The organism is Bacillus cereus (genome assembly GCF_015071065.1).
GTDB classification, from domain to species: Bacteria; Bacillota; Bacilli; order Bacillales; family Bacillaceae_G; genus Bacillus_A; species Bacillus_A cereus_BA.
This window is the reverse complement of record NZ_VOVA01000005.1, coordinates 52,923-71,168: the sequence shown is the minus strand read 5'-3', so window position 1 is coordinate 71,168 and position 18,246 is coordinate 52,923. Positions and strand designations below refer to the sequence as shown.

Sequence of the window (18,246 nt, the reverse complement as noted above, 5' to 3'; positions counted from 1 at the left end):
TTTTTGCATTCAATTTCATAATAAGCGAAGAAAAGGACATGAGTTATTTTAACCGGTTATACAGAGAAGGAAGGAAAGCTGAGAACTTCCTAACGCAGAAAAATAACTTACCACCTTAGAGCTGCACTGGGGAAATTAAGTATCTAGTACCGTGTAAACGACGTTACCGTAAAAGAAGCCATTGTATTTTAACGATGGGAATCTGGGTGGAACCACGGGTAAAAGCACACTCGTCCCTATTTTAGGGATGAGTGTGCTTTTTATTATGAAATGGAGAGATGAAAAATGAAAGAACAGATGATTGAAATTAAATTTCCAGATGGTAGCGTTAAAGAATTTGCGAGAGGAATTACTTTAGAAGAAATTGCTGGTTCGATTAGCAGTAGCTTAAAAAAGAAAGCAGTTGCAGGAAAAGTAAACAATCAACTTTTTGATTTACGCCGAAACATCGAAGAGAATGCGGAAATAGAAATTATTACTATTGATTCAAATGAAGGTGTAGAAATTGCAAGACATTCTGCTGCACACATTTTAGCGCAAGCTGTAAAAAGAATTTATGGTAACGTAAATCTTGGTGTAGGGCCAGTAATTGAAAATGGATTTTATTATGACATGGATCTACCAAGTAGTGTAAACGTAGAAGACTTACCGAAAATCGAAAAAGAAATGAAAAATATTATAAATGAAAATGTAAAGATAGAACGAGTTGAGGTCTCTCGAGAAGAAGCAAAAAAACTGTTTCAAGAAATGAACGATCACCTGAAATTAGAACTTTTAGAAGCAATTCCTAATGAGGAAAGTGTAACACTTTATAAGCAGGGTGAATTTGTAGATTTATGTAGAGGACCACATTTACCATCAACAGGTTATTTGAAAGCAATTCAATTAACTAACGTTTCCGGTGCATATTGGCGAGGGGATAGTAATAATCAAGTGCTTCAGCGTATATATGGTGTTGCATTTGCTTCTCAAAAAAATTTAGAAGAGTATTTGCATTTTATTGAAGAGGCTGCAAAGAGAAATCATCGTAAGTTAGGTAGTGAACTTGAGTTATTTATGTTTTCAGAAGAGGCTCCGGGAATGCCGTTTTATTTACCGAAAGGACAGATTATTCGCAATGAATTAGAAGCATTTTTAAGAGAAATTCAAAATGAGTACAATTATCAAGAAGTGCGTACTCCATTTATGATGAATCAAGAATTATGGGAGAAGTCAGGACACTGGGGACATTACAAAGACAATATGTATTTCTCAGAAGTAGATCATAAAAGTTTTGCATTAAAACCGATGAACTGCCCAGGCCACATGCTTATGTTTAAAAATAAATTGCATTCTTATCGTGAATTACCGATTCGTATGTGTGAGTTCGGTCAAGTACATCGACATGAATTTAGCGGGGCTTTAAATGGATTATTAAGAGTTCGTACTTTCTGCCAAGATGATGCTCATTTATTTGTAACACCAGAGCAAATTGAAGATGAAATTAAATCAGTAATGGCGCAAATTGATTACGTATATAAAACTTTTGGCTTCGAGTATGAAGTAGAGCTTTCTACTCGTCCAGAAGATTCAATGGGTGATGATAAATTATGGGAGCAAGCAGAAGTGGCATTAGAAAATGTATTACAATCGTTAAATTATAAATATAGACTAAATGAAGGTGACGGTGCATTTTACGGACCGAAAATTGATTTCCATATTAAAGATGCTTTAAATAGAAGTCATCAATGCGGAACAATCCAACTCGATTTCCAAATGCCAGAGAAATTCGATTTAAATTATATAGATGAGAAGAATGAGAAGAGAAGACCAGTTGTCATCCACCGAGCAGTTTTAGGATCTTTAGATCGCTTCTTAGCAATATTAATTGAGCACTTTGGAGGTGCGTTCCCAGCATGGGTGGCACCAGTTCAAGTGAAAGTAATTCCAGTTTCAAATGCAGTACATGAACAATACGCAAATGAGGTTGTAGATAAATTAGCACAAGCTGGCATTCGTGTTGAGCAAGATATGCGAGATGAAAAATTAGGGTATAAAATAAGAGAAGTGCAAATGCAAAAAATACCGTATGTTCTCGTTATTGGTGATAAAGAAATGGAAAGCAAAGCTGTAAATATACGAAAATATGGGGAAGAGAAGTCGGAAGTTGTTTCGCTAGATATATTTGCGGCAAGTATTGAAGAGGAAATAAAGGATAGAAAATAATCATTGATTAGAAAATACACCATTTTAATGAAGTGAACCCGAATAGTGGTAAATGAAAAAACACCTTCTGAATTCGCACACTAAGTATGTCAATTCAACGGAGGTGTTTTTCATTTGAAGGGAAGAGTACATTACCCAGAAGAAGTAAAGTGGAAAGTGATTGATTTGATATTGAAAGGCCCCCAACATTGTAGACATATCTAAAATGTTGGGGGCCGATTTGTTTTCTAGTTAATCATTTATTAAAAGTAAAGCTGTTAACTTGCCTTACAAATTTTCTTCAAAAAGTTTCGGTAAAAATTTGCTGAACTGACTCATTTCTTCTACATTGTGTTTATATAAACCACTTAGGTTAATAAATGGTGGTAATCCTTTCGGGAAAATGAATGTAGAAGTCATTACTGTACCGTTCTCAGATTTTTGGTATTGATGTATTACTTGTGAAATTACATCGTCAATCATCTAAACATGAACCCATTAAAACATGGCTGTAATGGGTATTTATAGGACGATTTTTAGGATCTTCCCATCGAATCCTTAGCGGAAATTCTACTCCGTGCCCCCGCAGATTCGAGGGAAGCTGATATGGCTCCTACGTGTCCATGTACTTTAGGGTCAACTAACCACTTAAAATCAACATGTTCTTCTGGGTGCCATAGTTTATATCGTTCAGGGGTATCAATATTATCCCACCACCAGTCAATCATTTCTGGTGTTACGTCATTCAATTCATGTTCAACTACTAGTGATACTTGTTTTTTCATTTCTGTACCTCCTATTGTTTTAATCAACATAGTGTTGATTATTTATATTTAATATTATAGTAGGGGTATCTTATGGGTTCAATAAACAGAAATAGTTGATCTGTTGCATTCTGAACATTATATAAAAATATGTCTAAAAAATTTAGGAGGTAAAAAATGGGAAGTGCATATACTGATTTACGCGTAGCTCGTACTAAAGAAGCGATACGTGATGCACTAACTGAATTAATAAATGAAAAAGGGTTTGATTCCATTACGGTTAAGGATATTACAGCTAGAGCCAATATTAATCGAGGGACATTTTACTTACATTATCGTGATAAATATGACCTTTTGGAAAAATGTGAAAGAGAAATTATGCGTAATATTGTCGAAATTGAAAAGCAAGGCATTTCTACCGAACTTGTAAATCTTGAAGATATTTTACTACCTTTTCCCTTTGTAATACGGATGGAGTATGTCTATTCCTTGAAAGAATAATTATTCAAGGAATGCATGGTGTGATACTATCATTCTATTTACTAGGCGGATACCTTTATGTATCGGCTTAGATGATGCATTATTAGAACTTACATTGGAATAGTGAAATTGAGGAACGAAAATGGAAGTACTCTATTTTAATGTCTATGAGAGAAAAAAATAATGATTATGATACTTTATTAGAGAATGTAGCTAACCTGTATAGTGATTTTAATTATCCAGAGGATATGAAAGGATTTATTTATTATTTAGAACCGGATGAAGGCTATGATTCAAGTAAGTATACCAAAAATGAAAATATTAGACGACTGATAAATAAACTAGATCCATTCTTACAAAGTGAACAGAAAGCTTTACAGGAGGTTTAAATCGTAAGAATAAACCTTTAGAGGATATTTTATAGTAAATCGAGATTCCTTTACAAAGCCGTAGGTTATACTCCTACGGCTTTTATTATGCATTATTTAAGTGAAAGCTACTTTTTTTGAAGAGAATGAAAGATCCAATGCTAGTTCGGATGGTTTTCGATTTGAATCAATATGCTACTTTCCAAATCGATTTACATGTACTGTAATGTAGGGACTTAAATAACAAATCAATTCTTTATTAAATCTTAGTATTCTGTTATATCTCTTATAACGGAAAATAACAAATAACGACACGTTTTTTTAGAAATGTTGTTATTTGTTGTTATTTGTTGCTTGTTTGTCTTTTATTTGTTGTTATTTGTTGTTTATTCGTCTTGTATTTATTGTTTATTTGTTGTTTTTATCTATGGAGAAATATGTAATGATGCATATCTAAATAAAGGGGATCGATATGCAAAGTGTGATTAAATTATATTAAACAAAACTCAAATGATATTAGTTACTTTATATATATTAAAAATGACTCCTTTTAACTAAGTATATCAAGTTGTAACTGCTATAATTACTTAAATAAAATTAAAAAATCATTTTATAAGTATAACATTTTCGTTCGTATTAATACTTAATAGTTAAATTATTGAATATAATCGACAAAATTCTACTATTTACGTATTAAAAATTTAGTGTTTTAATAAAGGTGTAAATGGTATGACCACTCAAGGGGGGAGAAAATTGCACTAATAAATGTGCAGTAAAGTTGCAAGTAACATTATGTTAAAATTAATTATCTTAATGTTGCGTCACTTTTAAAAAGGTCTAGAATCTCGAAAGTATAACATTTGAAAAAAAGTGTTTTAAGTTTCTACATAGCAAAAATGATTTTATTCCGTAATAAAAGTATAAGCAATGTACAAGTATCAATTCATCTTTTGTAATCTTGTAGGGCCCTGTCGACAAAGCTAGGAGAGATATTATGAAATTATTATCAAAAAGGTCATGGCAGGGTTAGCAGTAGAAGCAATGAGTCTATCTATCTGGACTCCTGTAAATCCAGCAGCAACTCAAGAGAAAAATAAATATTATACTTTTCATGGGGCAGTTAATTCAAATATAGGTGATGAAATTTTATTGTTTACTTCCGAAAAACTTAATATTCAAATTGTTAGAAAACAATATCCTTACTTTCTATGAGAAGTAAATAATAACGAGGTTTAACACTCTATCCGAAAGATTTCTCCTTCCTAGAGCATGTGACAAAAGAGCCTAGCGTTAGGTCGTTCAAGATGTATGTATAAGATTATAAATAGACAATAGTAAAGGGGTGTACGGAATGAAAAATAAAATAATTTCAGGATTTTTTATAACATCAATTGTAACTGGGGCGACTATTCCTATCAATACTCTCGCAACACCAATCGTTCATGCAGAAACTCAACAGGAAAGCATGGATATTTCCTCATCATTACGAAAATTAGGTGCACAATCTAAATTAATCCAAACATATATTGATCAAGGTTTAATGAGCCCTAATGTACAGCTAGCAGAAGTCCCAGCTTTAAATACAAATCAATCCCTAATCAAGCAAGATATGAAGGAATGGTCATCAGAACTTTATCCACATTTAATTCTAGTAAATTCAAAAAGTAAAGGGTTTGTAACTAAATTTAATAACTATTACCCAGCATTAAAAGAGTTTGTAGACAATAAAGAAGATAAAGAAGGGTTTTGGGATAGACTTGAGGTTCTTCAAGATATGACTATGACGAACCAAGAAAACGTACAAAGACAGATTAATGAATTAACAGATCTTAAATTACAGCTGGATAAAAAACTTCAAGATCTCGATATGGATGTAACAAAAGCACAGGGTGTACTAAGTTCAGATGGAACAGGGAAAATAGATCAGCTAAAAAATGAATTACAAAATACCCAAAAATCAATTCAAAATGATTTACAACAAATAGCATTATTACCAGGAGCTTTAAATGAACAAGGGTTTGTTATATTCAAAGAAGTCTATAACCTTTCAAAAGATATCATTGAACCTGCTGCTCAAACAGCAGTAGCAGCGTATAACAAAGGCAAAGAAATTAACAACTCTATTTTAGAAGCAGAGAAAAAAGCAGAGCAAGAAGCGAAAGAAAAGGGTAAATCTGCTCTAGAGATTGAAGCTGCCAAAAAAGAAGCCCGTGAAGCAATCGAGAAAAGCAAACAAGCTGAAATAGCTGCAGCTGCAGTTGCAAAAACAAAAGAGTATGACCTTACGAAAGTTATTGACCCTGAAAAAATTAAGAAAACATATAGTGCTTTCGCTGAAGTAAATAAATTAACAGCAGAACAGCGAACATATTTAGCAGATTTAGAGACACAAAACCAAAAATTTTATGATTTAACTAAGAACCTAGAAATAGCAGATTTACAAAAATCAATGCTTCTTATTATGCAAAATGATTTACATACATTTGCATATCAAGTAGATGTAGAACTTGACCTACTAAAACATTATAAGGAAGATTTGGGTCTAATAAAAAATAGCATTACAAAATTATCTACTAATGTTGATACAACTAACCAGCAGTCTCAAAAAGATACATTAAGACAATTAAAAAATGTAATAAGTTACCTTGAAGAACAAGTCTATAAATTTTAATATTATGTTTTAAAAATCTAAAAAGATTATAAGAATCTAGCGAAATAATGAGAAGGAGAATAGTTATGAAAAAATTTCCATTTAAAGTGTTGACTTTAGCTACTCTGGCAACGGTTATAACTGCTACTACCGGTAACACTATTCATGCATTTGCACAAGAAACGACTGGTCAAGAACAAAAAGTAGGGAATTATGCATTAGGGCCTGAAGGACTGAAGAAAGCATTGGCTGAAACAGGATCTCATATTCTTGTAATGGATTTATACGCAAAAACAATGATTAAACAACCGAATGTAAATCTATCCAATATTGATTTAGGTTCAGAAGGAGGAGAATTAATCAAAAACATTCACCTTAATCAGGGACTGTCGCGAATCAATGCTAATTATTGGTTAGATACAGCGAAACCAAAGATTCAAAAAACAGCACGTAATATTGTAAATTACGATGAACAATTTCAAAATTATTACGACACATTAGTAGATACTGCACAAAAGAAAGATAAGGCAGGCTTAAAAGAGGGTATAAATGATTTAATCACTACAATTAATACAAATTCAAAAGAGGTTACAGAAGTAATTAAGATGTTACAGGACTTCAAAGCAAAACTATATACAAATTCTACAGATTTTAAAAATAATGTAGGCGGCCCAGATGGAAAAGGTGGATTAACTGCACTATTAGCGGGTCAACAAGCGCTAATTCCACAACTTCAAGCTGAAATTGAGAAGCTACATTCTACTCAGAAAGAACATTTTGACAATGTATTAGCATGGTCAATTGGCGGTGGATTAGGAGCAGCCATTTTAGTTATTGGAGCTATTGCAGGAGCGGTAGTAATTGTTGTGACTGGCGGTACAGCAACACCGGCTGTTGTTGGTGGCCTTACAGCTCTTGGTGCAGCTGGAATTGGTTTAGGAACAGCAGCTGGTGTCACGGCATCTAAGCATATGGACTCCTATAACGAAATTTCTAACAAAATCGGACAATTAAGTACTAAAGCTGATCTCGCTAGCCAAGCTGTTGTTTCGCTTACTAACGCGAAAGACACTGTGGCATATCTGTATCAGACAGTGGATCAAGCGATACTGTCTCTAACAAATATTCAACAGCAATGGAATAAAATGGGAGCTAATTATACAGATTTGTATGATAATATCGACCAAATGCAAGAGCATAAACTCTCGTTAATACCTGATGATTTAAAGGCTGCTAAACAAAGTTGGAATGATATTCATAAAGATGCAGAATTCATTTCTAAGGATATTGCTTTTAAACAAGAATAGAATTTAAAAATCATAACCTATATTGGAGGAATATAAAATGATGAAAAAAGTCCCGTACAAACTAATCGTTGCATCGGCTCTTTTAACTATGACAACAACTTCTGTAGTCTCACCAGTAGCGGCTTTTGCAAGTGAAATTGAACAAACTAACAATGGAGATACGGCTCTTTCAGCAAATGAAGCGAGGATGAAAGAAACCTTGCAAAAGGCTGGATTATTTGCAAAATCCATGAATGCCTATTCTTATATGTTAATTAAAAATCCAGATGTGAATTTTGAAGGAATTAATATTAATGGATATGTGGATTTACCTGGTAGAATTGTACAAGATCAAAAAAATGCAAGAGCACATGCTGTTACTTGGGATACGAAAGTAAAAAAACAGCTTTTAGATACATTGACGGGTATTATTGAATACGATACAACATTTGACAATTATTATGAAACAATGGTAGATGCGATTAATACAGGGGATGGAGATACTTTAAAAGAAGGAATTACAGATTTACGAGGTGAAATTCAACAAAATCAAAAGTATGCACAACAATTAATAGAAGAATTAACTAAATTAAGAGACTCTATTGGACAAGATGTTAGAGCATTTGGAAGCAATAAAGATCTCTTGCAGTCGATTTTAAAAAACCAAGGTGCAGATGTTGAGGCCGATCAAAAGCGTCTAGATGAAGTTTTAGGGTCAGTAAACTATTATAAACAATTAGAATCTGATGGGTTTAATGTAATGAAAGGTGCTATTTTGGGCCTACCATTAATTGGCGGCATCATAGTGGGAGTAGCAAGAGATAATTTAGGCAAGTTAGAGCCTTTATTAGCAGAATTACGTCAGACTGTAGATTATAAATTAACATTAAATCGTGTAGTAGGAGTTGCTTACAATAATATTAGTGAAATGCATAAGGCGCTTGATGATGCTATTAATTCTCTTACTTATATGTCCACGCAATGGCATGATTTAGATTCTCAATATTCGGGAGTACTTGGACATATTGAAACTGCATCTCAAAAAGCTGATCAAAATAAATTTAAATTCTTAAAACCTAACTTGAATGCAGCGAAAGACAGTTGGAAAACATTACACATAGATGCGGTCACTTTAAAAGAAGGAATCAAAGAATTAAAAGTGGAGCCTGCTACTCCGCAAAAATAAGAAAATATTAGTTTCGTTGCAAAGTCACCTAAAACATAGAGAATCTATGATTACGTTGTTAAATAGTAAAGCAACAATTAATAATTCCTTATACATCAAAAAGGCGGAGTCTCATTAAAGACTTCGCCTTTTGTTTTTATAAAATTTTTACCCAGATACCAAGATAACCGTGCTGTATTACAGATTTTTAAAAAATTTGAAGGACGTCGCTTTTAAAGAAGAATAGAATTAAAAATCAAAACCTATTTAGGAGAAGTATAAAATGATGAAAAAAATCCCTTATAAAATACTCGCTGTATCGACATTTTTAACTATGACAACAACTTATGCAGTTACACCAGTAGCAGCTTTTGCAAGTGAAATTGAACAAACTAACAATGGAGATATGTCTCTTTCAGCAAATGAAGAACAGATGAAAAAAACTGTGCAAGATGCTGGGTTATTTGTAAAATATATGAATGAATATTCTTATTTGTTAATTAATAATCCAGATGTGAGTTTTGAAGGAATTACTATTAATGGGTATGCAGATTTACCTAGTAAAATTGTACAAGATCAAAACAATGCAAGAGCACATGCAGTTTCATGGAATACGAAAGTAAAAAAACAGCTTTTAGATACATTGACAGGTATTATTGAATACGATACAAAATTTGAAAATCATTATGAACCATTAGTAGAGGCGATCAATACTGGGAATGGGGATACTTTAAAAAAAGGGATTACAGATTTACGGGGGGAAATTCAACAAAATCAAAAGTCTGCAAAAGTATTAATAGAAGAATTAACTAAATTTAAAAATGCTATTGGAGAAGATGTTAGAGTATTTGGAAGCCATAAAGAGACCTTGCAGTCTATTTTAAAAAACCAAGGAGCTGCGGTTGAGGATGATCAAAAGCGTTTAGAGGACCTTTTAGGGCAAGTAAACTATCAGAAAGACATAGAATCTAAGGGATTAGACATGGTAAAAATCCCCTTTCTTCCCACATTGATTGCTGGTGGGATAATGATAGGTGATGCAAGAGGTAAGTTAGGCTGGCTAGAGCCGGAATTAGCAAAATTACGTCAGAATGTAGATTATAAGATAACATTAAATCGTGTAGTAGGAGTTGCGTTTCATAATATTAGTGATATGCATAGTGCGATTGATAATACTATTACTGCTCTTACTTATATGTCCACGCAATGGGATGATTTAGACTCTCAATATTCGGGCGTACTGAGACATATTGATAAAGCTAATCAAAAGGCTGATCAAAATAGATATAAATTCTTAGCCCCTAACTTGAATGCAGCGAAAGACAGTTGGAAAACATTAAGAACAGATGTTGTCACATTACAAGAAGGGATAAAAATTGCAGAGAAAAAAGAACAGAATTTTATGAATCAGCTTCGTCCATCAAACGTTTTCTACTTTTATAAAAAAATTCATAACGCATACACATTTGAAATAAAGACTGGAACAAATGCACCAAATGCGTCTTATAAAGTTATGAATTTAACTAAAAACACTGTTCATAATATGTGGGGTGGAGGACCAAATACAAACATGTGGGCTGACTGGCTTTCATTTAATCCAAAAGATGAATTTGCAGTGGTAGCAGTAGTGGATGGGAAAGAATATGTTGTATATAAAGACAAAGTAGAAAATATAATGAACTGAACCCGAAAATGAATGAGCAAAAAGAAAGAGCTTTTTTCGCTTTAGTAATTGCCAACTTTTTTATTTGATAGACGTGTAAATAGACTACTATTTTAGTAAGTCGATGAAAATTTTGTCGAAGTATTGAATATTTAAACCGCGTAGGCAAAACATTTAAATATACGCCTAAAGGTCCAGAAGGTCTTATTGAAAGTGACGTATATGCGGAAGTTTAAAAATAAAATTAAGGATAGCTTTTAAATGGACTGGCTATAATATTGATTGTGGAGGTGAGAAAGGTGAACAAAAAACAACAAGGTTACAATAAGGCAACTTCTGGCGCTAGCATCCAAAGTACAAATGCTAGCTATGGTACAGAATTCGCAACTGAAACAAATGTACAAGCAGTAAAACAAGCGAATGCACAGGCTGAGGAAAAGAAAGCACAAGCTTCAGGTGCACAAAGTGCGAATGCTAGTTATGGTACAGAATTTGCAACTGAAACGGATGTGCATGCAGTGAAACAAGCGAATGCACAAGCTGAGGCAAAAAAATCACAATCTTCTAGTTCTAATCAATAATGAAGGAAAAACACTTCTCTATCTTAAGAGAAGTGTTTTCTCAGGCTGTGGAGAAAGTCTTCTCCACAGCCTGTTTTTGTGTCTGAGCCTTTATTGAAGGGGTACCGCCAGCATTTTTGAAAAAAACAAGCTAAGCAAAAAATATAATAAGCCGTCCATATGGACAGCTCATTTACATAATTCTCATTATCGGAATTCAATGTATCTAGAAATGAATAAATATGATCTACTTAACATTAGCCTCCGTTATCAATAATTGGATAACTACTTAAAACAAAAAAGGAATTTGCCAATTTTTTTGCAAAACTTAATGGTGGTTCAACAGATTGGATATGAATATACATAATCAATGGTTTCATATATAACCAATGATTATGTAAGGCGCTAACAATAATCCCTTGTTGAACAATTGATTGTATAAATAAAGGAATTTCTTCTTGTAAAATAGCGATTTCCCCTAAGTTCAACGCATTACCATTTTGATCTAACGATTCAAAAGATATCCCAACCGGTATCACAGAGGTGCTTGGTCGTCCTTGAACAAACACTTTAATATTACGACGCAAGGAGACAGAACAAACACCCTGATTTATGTTGCTCTTTCCATTAAGAATTTTAGCAAATTGCTCACAAAGGAAATTAAGGTTGTTCATAAATCTGATGCCCCTTTCTTATCAGATAAAAGTTACTTCATAAGTATTAATACTCGTCCATTAGCTTTTATATAAGTAATTTAAGAAATTCCCATAAAGAAAAGACACCCATATAAGAGTGTCTTTTCTAATAGTTTTTTAGCAGAAGCAAGAAGCTCCAACTATGATTAATAATATAAAGAGCACAACGACTAAGGCGAATCCGCCGCCAAAGCCACAACTACCACCAAATCCCATATTAATCTCTCCTTTGAGTAAGAGGGGGAATTCAAGGTCACACATGTGTTTTAACAGGTTCACATTACTTTATGTTTTTAGGGATTAATTGAGCAGGTCCTTTTGAAAATAAAGAAAAGATACCATAAGGTGTATTCCTCCGACTTGAATCATCTTAATTTTAAAAACAAATATAGACCTTTGTATATTTGTTTTTATTCAAATCACTTAAAATATTGACTTTATATAAATCTTATTAGTACAAAATATTTATTTATAGATTCTGTATAACAAAATCTCACAGAGTAATATACTTTATAAAAATATCTCCTATTAATAAAACTTGATAAATAAATTTCAAAAACTAGTATACATGCTTATGCATAAATGAAAAAAACGAATATATTGACATTGAAAAGTTCTAAAAATCTAAATTAATTTCAAAAAGCAGATTAGATAATATGAGTGAACAATGTCCAATTAATGTACCATGTCAAGTGACAGGACAAACTCAAACACCATTAAGTGATGCAGCTGCAACACCAATTACTACTCCAGGAACACCAATCGTAAAAATACCAGTTGTATTAGCGGAAAGAACAATTCAAATTGTTGTAGAATCCGATATTTCATTAGATCCTCCAGCAACTGAGATTAAACGTGTCTTAAAAAATGTATTTTTAACACAATGTAAGTTAGTTCCTGTAGCATTTACTCCGGTAGCTGGTACACCTTACCGCCGAGTTACAAGAGCAAAATTATTTGTACAAGGGTATATTCGTAAAAATATCGAATATGCAAACGATGAGTGTAATGGAGCTCTATATGATCGTATTGCAAATGTTCCATTTTCTGGTTTTGCAGATCTAACAGAAGCTGATTTCCTATCACTGGCTTTAGTAGCTTCTTCCTCAGACACTACTTCTCATTTTATTAATCCTAAAAACGGCGATTTACCACGTTTAGACAAATATTTCTTCGAAAATGCAGTTTTTTATAATGAACAACCATATTGTGAATTAGTAAGCGCTCAATTTTTCGAATTAGACTTTTCTCCTTGTCCAACAGAATTAAACGAGCCATTTGGAACTCTTCGTGAAAAAATTGTACTAGACCTTACTTTAAAAGTTTTACAAGTACAAGTGTAAAATAAGAGAACTTCTTATTGTTCAAAATCAACATACTTAAAAAGAAGATTATAAAGTAAAGTGAAAAAAGTGAGCAAGACCTATTCCAATATTATAATATATGCTTGGTTAACATTCATTGTGCTAAAAATTAAATATCATCATTAGTTAGTTGCTAGTCCATACTCTACTCTAAATTTCTCGATTTTTTCTTTTAATACAGGATCACTTAGCTTCGCACCATCTTTAAATGCTGTATTTTTCTTGGATAGTTCATCGTATCTATTTGAAACGGCCTCCATCTTCTCTTTTAAAGCATTTTGATCAACAGACGCAGGGTCTTTACTTGCTTCCCAAAAAATAGGTCGCCATTCTTGATTCCAAATTTCATCGTATTCTTTTATCATAGCATCAATAGTAGGCTTGATCTCATTTTCGTATGTAACTTTATCAGCATTTACAGCTGGTTTAGGTGTTTCTTGAAGTGATTCGATTCCAAGAAATGTGGGAAGAAGATAAAAGCTTCATTGAAATTGCAGTAGAGTTGGGAAGACATCAGTTAGAAATTGCAGCCTTAATCATGGATCAGGCGGATAAGAACAAGAATAAATCTCGCCCAATGGGGTTAGGGGCATGAAACAACTAACACTTGAGGATGTAGTAGGAAGTTTCGATTATACCGCAACAAGTACAGCAGAAAAATTCTTGAAGCGTAATAGCGTTATAACGTACTCAATAGAGTTTTACGACAAGGACGAGAAGTGGAAGCTTTGTTGGCTTGAGGCGAAGTCAGAAGGCGAATCTATAGAAATGGCTAAAAAAGAATACGGACAGATACAAATTATTACCACTTATATTTCGGATAAAACCTTAGAGGAAATAATGAATTTAGATTAGGAGGCATACCGTTATGACGATAAATAGATGGCTAGAAAAAGAGGAGTATGAAGCCGCTGAGAAGAATGGCGTCATTCATGACGCGTTGGTGGCTTTGAATCTACAGGCGTGAATAAGATCAAATTTGAATTTTATAGAAAAGTAGGTGGAATGATGTTCGAAAATAAAATGAGTGAAGAGGCTAAACGGGCGTATGAGGTTGAAGAAGAGAGCGTACAGCGCATAGCCGATGCTCTCGGGATAGAAGTTAACTTTGGCAAAGAATGGTCTATTAGTACGAATAACTACTATCGTTTAAAGTGTCATTTCAGGGAAAAGGGAAGTGCAAAACTCAAAAAAGAGTTAGCTTCTCATAATTGGATAAAAGACAGAAGATATAGAGCTGCTAATTATGATGGATTAGTTGAACATTTTACATTTGTAATGGAAAAGATCGTTTTTATTGGGAAGTAATTTATAACCAAAGCGTTATTTGAATAGAAAAGGGGAATGGAAAATATGAAGGATGTAAAAATTGAAGATGTCGGAGAAGAAGTGAAAATTATTGTGGATGGTAAGGAAATCGCATGTGCTACTCATATGGCAAAGGCGGTAGCAGAGAATTTATTAATAAGTTTGGATCAAGCCGGAGCTATTAACCTCACTATTGTAAATTTAACAAAATAGTTATTTGCGCGACACGTTTCCTCATAAGTGTGCAAACACGAAATAGGAGGGTTATCAATTTGATGACAACAACTGATTGACTGAAAGTAGGAATGAAAGCCGTCAGGTTGAGCTGAAACTACTTATCTAATACTCCTACATGCAAGGCGTGATAGTAGTCACAAATTGTATGAAGCTAGGTGAAGTCGGCTGAACAAAACCTAAGTGAGAAATCATATGGTAATGGATAGGTCGGGATGCTACAAAATATCTATGGTGAGAATGTCCAAATGGACTGACGAACTTGCGAATGTACGGGTCTAAACTATTAATACATTAGAAATGTGTATGTCGTCAATGACGATGTTATCTACCGAAAAGTAAGAGTAAATAATATGAAATTCGGAACATCTAACAATGAAGATGTAAAGATAACAGGCTTACAGCAAGCACCTAAGGATATATGTATAGCTAAGTCAATCGGAACGTGGTAAGCAAGAAACTGTCACAAACGCCTACTAGCGGACAGATGCATATAAGGTTCTAACGAACCGAAATTGCTTAATTCTTGTGAAGGTGGGGACACAGTACCGACGAAGCATGTAACGAATGTGAAGGGATAGTCCCTAGTCTTGTTCTTTGAAAACTAAATCAATTAGATGTAACTCACAGGATCGAGTAAGATGATGTGACCTTTCGTAAGAAAGGGGAATTAATACGTTGGTGAGTACAACACTAAGTTTGTAATCTAGTTGCTTTAGTATAAAAGGATAAGATGGGACGCTGTATGCGATGAAAGTCGCACGTACAGTGTTAAGCGGGGGAAAAGATGGAGATAACTTCAAAGTCTTACCTATCGAAACGAAGCAGTTGTATTAATAAAAAAAGAGCCATATTAAGACTCTTTTTAAAAAGGTTTATTAATCATTTGTTTTCGGACCAAAATAAATACCGTACCTGCACAAATGCAGACTGCATAAATTTTACCGCTTATGTCACCAAAGAATTCAAGCCCGAAAGGGAGTAGAAAAGTAGCAATTCCTACTATGTAAGCGAATGTACCGAATAATTTAGCTAGTTTATTTTTATCACCAATAAAAGTAGCTTCTTGATATCCGGCGATAAGGAATAAGTACTTTTTAATATGAATTAGATAACCGCATATGATGATAATTAAACTAACAAGCGTACAAATTACAAATCCACTCATTATATTCACCTTCTTTATTTGAATTTTACCATATTAGGTTGATGTTTAATAGGATTAACAGAGCAGGATATCTTGCTATGAGTGGAAATTAGAGTCGAAAAAGTAGAAATCGAAGAATTAAAAGTGAGTAGTTTTTAATAAAATCCTTATTTAAAACTAAAGAGCGCTTTCCAAGGCGCTCTCTAACCAAAACTTATATTGAAAAAGAATACTCATAACATTATATATATACTTTTTGAGTTGGTGTATTTTTAAAACAAAATCGTTATTTGAATAAAAGAAGCTCCGTTTGTCTGGGGGGCTCCTACGGGTAATCGTCAAGTAATGACGTACTCGACTAATTAACCGTAACATGAGTTTTTGGAGAATAACCCTGGTAAATGTGTCCAAATGAATGAGGGCATCATTTTGAACAAAAACGCTATTTTAATAGCAAGGGGGCGGAATAGTACACCTAAAGGAGTATGCCGTTTACAAAGGTGAATCGCTCATATGTATCGGGACTATACAGGAATGCGCTCAGCATATGGGAGTGTATGGTGATTTCTAATATGAAAAAAGAGCCCAAAGGCTCTCCTTAATAGTTACGGGATCCGGCAGCAAAACGAAAAACTGCAAGTGCATCAATACATTAGAAATTTTGTGAGCATGAAGGACAAGGTCCACCAGTAGGTTGGAATACAACATTATCAACAAAAGCTGTTGCGCCTTCTCCACCTGTAGAAATATTTTGGAAAGCAACACATGCTGTAGTCACACCAGGAGGTATACATACAACAAGAACATAATGTTGGAAAAGAGATTCTGGTTGATTCCCAACAGGTATAATATGTGGAATATTTAATGGACCAAGAGTTGTAGCGAGAGGAGGACAACCTTGCCCGATTTCTGGAAAAGATACAGAAGCTATAAGAAATGCATTATCCCTTACATCCGCAGCAAAAGAAAATGTAAAACAACATCCTTCGCCAACAGTAACTAATTGATTAATACTTCCACCTGCTCCAATTTCCGCAGCTAAGAGACTAATATTTCCATTTGAAAGAATACGACCACTATGAGCGTTTGGAGTACCTACTTCTGTAACATCCCCAGCTACATTCCAACCCGGAACTGGATCTCCTACTACTGCTGGTTCATCAAATCCAGGGTTGTCAAGATTATTAGTACATGGACAACACCCTACTGCTGTAGGTCCAGTAGGTCCCGTAGCACCTGTACCAGTAGCACCCGTAGCACCAGTAGGTCCAGTAGGTCCAGTAGGTCCCGTAGCACCTGTACCAGTAGCACCCGTAGCACCAGTAGGTCCAGTAGGTCCCGTAGCACCTGTAGCACCAGTAGGTCCTGTAGCACCCGTAGCACCTGTAGGCCCTGGTTGTTCAACAGGAAAAGCACATGGGAAAGGAATATGATTACATTTATTAAATTTATTAAATCTATTCATTTTTTCACCTACCTTATTTTTTACTAACTTACACTCTATAACTTATGAATTAGCTAACACACAAGTATAAGAAAAAAGCCCTTGAAAATTAAAATAAATATAAAAATAAGCCCTTATGTCACAAACATAAACCCATTCCATAATATATAAGGAACATGTATTCACTCCAAACTGCTTTCAATATATATAAGGGGGTTCGCCTCCGGAGTCAATCGCGTTGGTCCTGTTGGCCCTGTTAGCCCTGTTAGTCAAGTGAATAACGGAAAATAGGTGGGGAGTGTTAAGCGAATTAAATTTGATTCAACAGAAATTCCACGTAAAACAATATTCTCATCATTCATAACTTCACCTCCTATGATTGCTCGTCATAGGAGGTGAAGTTAGCGAAATGCAAATCATGAAGCTGGAAAGCGATTATATAAAAACGCAAGAATCATTAAGAAAAATTAAAGAACGTATCGAGAGTGAGAAACAAAGTAAAAGGAAGCTGCAAGAGGATTTGTATGAGCATGGCGGTTGGATGATCTGTGACGGTGAATCGGTTGAGGTGGACAAGCAACAAAAGAGCAGCTAGCAAAAGCTAACTGCTTAGCCCCAAGGGAGAGAGAGGAGCGCTTTATTAGGTCTAAGGCTAAAATAAGGGTTTTAGATGTTAAGACCTAAGACCTAAATATAGTATGGATTTCACTTCAGAAATTATGCATATAAATTGTATTCCAATAAAAATGGTTAAAAAACAATTAGTTAGCTCAATTAGCTAACTAATTGTTTTACAAAAGAAATTAGGCCCTACAAGTAATGATATGTAACTTTAAGTTACAGCTATAGTATAAACGGAATTGGAAATGTTATGCGGGAAAGGGAACTTAATAAAAATTTCATTTTGTAGAAAATCTTCGCACAAAAAAGAGCA

General features: G+C 34.0%; 17 protein-coding genes and 4 pseudogenes. 15 read left to right on the top strand and 6 right to left on the bottom strand.

What is annotated here, in order from left to right; genetic code table 11:
- Window positions 1–285 precede the first annotated feature (285 nt).
- The gene (gene thrS, locus FT637_RS15780; RefSeq protein WP_193647097.1) at window positions 286–2,205 is read left to right on the top strand and encodes a threonine--tRNA ligase; all 1,920 of its coding nucleotides are present in this window, start codon (window positions 286–288) and stop codon (window positions 2,203–2,205) included.
- A 267-nt stretch (window positions 2,206–2,472) separates the two neighbouring features.
- Here the strand turns inward: thrS and FT637_RS15775 are convergent.
- Window positions 2,473–2,969, bottom strand: a pseudogene (locus FT637_RS15775) (DAPG hydrolase family protein).
- A gap of 156 nt (window positions 2,970–3,125) precedes the next feature.
- On the opposite strand from FT637_RS15775, the pseudogene FT637_RS15770 reads away from it, so the two are divergent.
- The 8 genes and pseudogenes from FT637_RS15770 to FT637_RS15735 form a co-directional block, all read left to right on the top strand.
- Window positions 3,126–3,333 (top strand): annotated as a pseudogene (locus tag FT637_RS15770) (TetR/AcrR family transcriptional regulator); the annotation flags it as partial.
- A gap of 223 nt (window positions 3,334–3,556) precedes the next feature.
- Window positions 3,557–3,817 (top strand): DUF2247 family protein, encoded by a 261-nt coding sequence (locus FT637_RS15765; RefSeq protein ID WP_319805951.1) that lies wholly within the window; start codon window positions 3,557–3,559, stop codon window positions 3,815–3,817.
- Window positions 3,818–4,813: 996 nt separating this feature from the next.
- Complete coding sequence (locus tag FT637_RS15760) at window positions 4,814–5,008, top strand: hypothetical protein (RefSeq protein ID WP_193647096.1); 195 nt, start codon at window positions 4,814–4,816, stop codon at window positions 5,006–5,008.
- Window positions 5,009–5,147: 139 nt separating this feature from the next.
- Entirely contained in the window at window positions 5,148–6,467 is a 1,320-nt protein-coding gene (locus FT637_RS15755; protein WP_193647095.1) for an HBL/NHE enterotoxin family protein, read from the top strand.
- Window positions 6,468–6,532: 65 nt separating this feature from the next.
- Window positions 6,533–7,753: an HBL/NHE enterotoxin family protein gene (locus tag FT637_RS15750; protein WP_193647094.1), complete on the top strand. Its 1,221-nt coding sequence runs from the start codon at window positions 6,533–6,535 to the stop codon at window positions 7,751–7,753.
- Window positions 7,754–7,790: 37 nt separating this feature from the next.
- Window positions 7,791–8,918 carry a hemolytic enterotoxin HBL binding subunit HblB gene (gene hblB / locus FT637_RS15745; RefSeq protein WP_193647093.1) on the top strand — a complete coding sequence of 376 codons (1,128 nt, stop codon included), beginning with the start codon at window positions 7,791–7,793 and terminating at the stop codon, window positions 8,916–8,918.
- A 262-nt stretch (window positions 8,919–9,180) separates the two neighbouring features.
- Window positions 9,181–10,581 carry an HBL/NHE enterotoxin family protein gene (locus FT637_RS15740; protein WP_193647092.1) on the top strand — a complete coding sequence of 467 codons (1,401 nt, stop codon included), beginning with the start codon at window positions 9,181–9,183 and terminating at the stop codon, window positions 10,579–10,581.
- Between the two features lie 278 nt (window positions 10,582–10,859).
- The gene (locus FT637_RS15735) at window positions 10,860–11,141 is read left to right on the top strand and encodes a gamma-type small acid-soluble spore protein (RefSeq protein ID WP_193647091.1); all 282 of its coding nucleotides are present in this window, start codon (window positions 10,860–10,862) and stop codon (window positions 11,139–11,141) included.
- A 236-nt stretch (window positions 11,142–11,377) separates the two neighbouring features.
- Here the strand turns inward: FT637_RS15735 and FT637_RS15730 are convergent, their stop codons facing one another.
- Window positions 11,378–11,794: a DUF1259 domain-containing protein gene (locus tag FT637_RS15730; RefSeq protein WP_193647090.1), complete on the bottom strand. Its 417-nt coding sequence runs from the start codon at window positions 11,792–11,794 to the stop codon at window positions 11,378–11,380.
- 138 nt (window positions 11,795–11,932) lie between these two features.
- A complete protein-coding gene (locus FT637_RS15725; protein ID WP_193647089.1) occupies window positions 11,933–12,031 on the bottom strand; it encodes a YjcZ family sporulation protein in 99 nt (32 codons plus the stop codon).
- A gap of 440 nt (window positions 12,032–12,471) precedes the next feature.
- Between FT637_RS15725 and FT637_RS15720 the strand changes: the two genes are divergently transcribed.
- Window positions 12,472–13,158 carry a CsxC family protein gene (locus FT637_RS15720; RefSeq protein ID WP_193647088.1) on the top strand — a complete coding sequence of 229 codons (687 nt, stop codon included), beginning with the start codon at window positions 12,472–12,474 and terminating at the stop codon, window positions 13,156–13,158.
- A gap of 146 nt (window positions 13,159–13,304) precedes the next feature.
- Here the strand turns inward: FT637_RS15720 and FT637_RS15715 are convergent.
- Window positions 13,305–13,619, bottom strand: a pseudogene (locus tag FT637_RS15715) (ribonuclease); the annotation flags it as partial.
- Between FT637_RS15715 and FT637_RS15710 the strand changes: the two are divergent.
- From FT637_RS15710 to FT637_RS15695, 4 genes and pseudogenes are all read left to right on the top strand, one after another.
- A pseudogene (locus FT637_RS15710) lies at window positions 13,619–13,774 on the top strand (helix-turn-helix domain containing protein); the annotation flags it as partial. The pseudogenes FT637_RS15715 and FT637_RS15710 overlap by 1 nt on opposite strands.
- The gene (locus FT637_RS15705; protein ID WP_193647086.1) at window positions 13,771–14,034 is read left to right on the top strand and encodes a hypothetical protein; all 264 of its coding nucleotides are present in this window, start codon (window positions 13,771–13,773) and stop codon (window positions 14,032–14,034) included. The pseudogene FT637_RS15710 and the gene FT637_RS15705, both read left to right, overlap by 4 nt.
- 108 nt (window positions 14,035–14,142) lie before the next feature.
- A complete protein-coding gene (locus FT637_RS15700) occupies window positions 14,143–14,487 on the top strand; it encodes a hypothetical protein (protein WP_227493829.1) in 345 nt (114 codons plus the stop codon).
- A 45-nt stretch (window positions 14,488–14,532) separates the two neighbouring features.
- Complete coding sequence (locus FT637_RS15695; protein ID WP_193647084.1) at window positions 14,533–14,700, top strand: hypothetical protein; 168 nt, start codon at window positions 14,533–14,535, stop codon at window positions 14,698–14,700.
- Window positions 14,701–15,586: 886 nt separating this feature from the next.
- Here the strand turns inward: FT637_RS15695 and FT637_RS15690 are convergent.
- The gene (locus FT637_RS15690; RefSeq protein ID WP_193647262.1) at window positions 15,587–15,892 is read right to left on the bottom strand and encodes a DUF3784 domain-containing protein; all 306 of its coding nucleotides are present in this window, start codon (window positions 15,890–15,892) and stop codon (window positions 15,587–15,589) included.
- Window positions 15,893–16,520: 628 nt separating this feature from the next.
- On the bottom strand, window positions 16,521–17,333 hold the full coding sequence (locus tag FT637_RS15685; protein ID WP_193647083.1) for a collagen-like protein: 813 nt from the start codon (window positions 17,331–17,333) through the stop codon (window positions 16,521–16,523).
- A 388-nt stretch (window positions 17,334–17,721) separates the two neighbouring features.
- Between FT637_RS15685 and FT637_RS15680 the strand changes: the two genes are divergently transcribed.
- The gene (locus FT637_RS15680; RefSeq protein WP_193647082.1) at window positions 17,722–17,907 is read left to right on the top strand and encodes a hypothetical protein; all 186 of its coding nucleotides are present in this window, start codon (window positions 17,722–17,724) and stop codon (window positions 17,905–17,907) included.
- Window positions 17,908–18,246 lie beyond the last annotated feature (339 nt).

Bases quoted from the DNA above. Each gene is read 5' to 3' on its own strand.
- hblB (WP_193647093.1), top strand. From the start codon at position 7,791: ATGATGAAAAAAGTCCCGTACAAACTAATCGTTGCATCGGCTCTTTTA.
- FT637_RS15695 (WP_193647084.1), top strand. From the start codon at position 14,533: ATGAAGGATGTAAAAATTGAAGATGTCGGAGAAGAAGTGAAAATTATT.
- FT637_RS15685 (WP_193647083.1), bottom strand. From the start codon at position 17,333: ATGAATAGATTTAATAAATTTAATAAATGTAATCATATTCCTTTCCCA.
- FT637_RS15720 (WP_193647088.1), top strand. From the start codon at position 12,472: ATGAGTGAACAATGTCCAATTAATGTACCATGTCAAGTGACAGGACAA.
- FT637_RS15755 (WP_193647095.1), top strand. From the start codon at position 5,148: ATGAAAAATAAAATAATTTCAGGATTTTTTATAACATCAATTGTAACT.
- FT637_RS15760 (WP_193647096.1), top strand. From the start codon at position 4,814: ATGGCAGGGTTAGCAGTAGAAGCAATGAGTCTATCTATCTGGACTCCT.
- thrS (WP_193647097.1), top strand. From the start codon at position 286: ATGAAAGAACAGATGATTGAAATTAAATTTCCAGATGGTAGCGTTAAA.
- FT637_RS15725 (WP_193647089.1), bottom strand. From the start codon at position 12,031: ATGGGATTTGGTGGTAGTTGTGGCTTTGGCGGCGGATTCGCCTTAGTC.
- FT637_RS15730 (WP_193647090.1), bottom strand. From the start codon at position 11,794: ATGAACAACCTTAATTTCCTTTGTGAGCAATTTGCTAAAATTCTTAAT.
- FT637_RS15680 (WP_193647082.1), top strand. From the start codon at position 17,722: ATGCAAATCATGAAGCTGGAAAGCGATTATATAAAAACGCAAGAATCA.
- FT637_RS15705 (WP_193647086.1), top strand. From the start codon at position 13,771: ATGAAACAACTAACACTTGAGGATGTAGTAGGAAGTTTCGATTATACC.
- FT637_RS15750 (WP_193647094.1), top strand. From the start codon at position 6,533: ATGAAAAAATTTCCATTTAAAGTGTTGACTTTAGCTACTCTGGCAACG.
- FT637_RS15740 (WP_193647092.1), top strand. From the start codon at position 9,181: ATGATGAAAAAAATCCCTTATAAAATACTCGCTGTATCGACATTTTTA.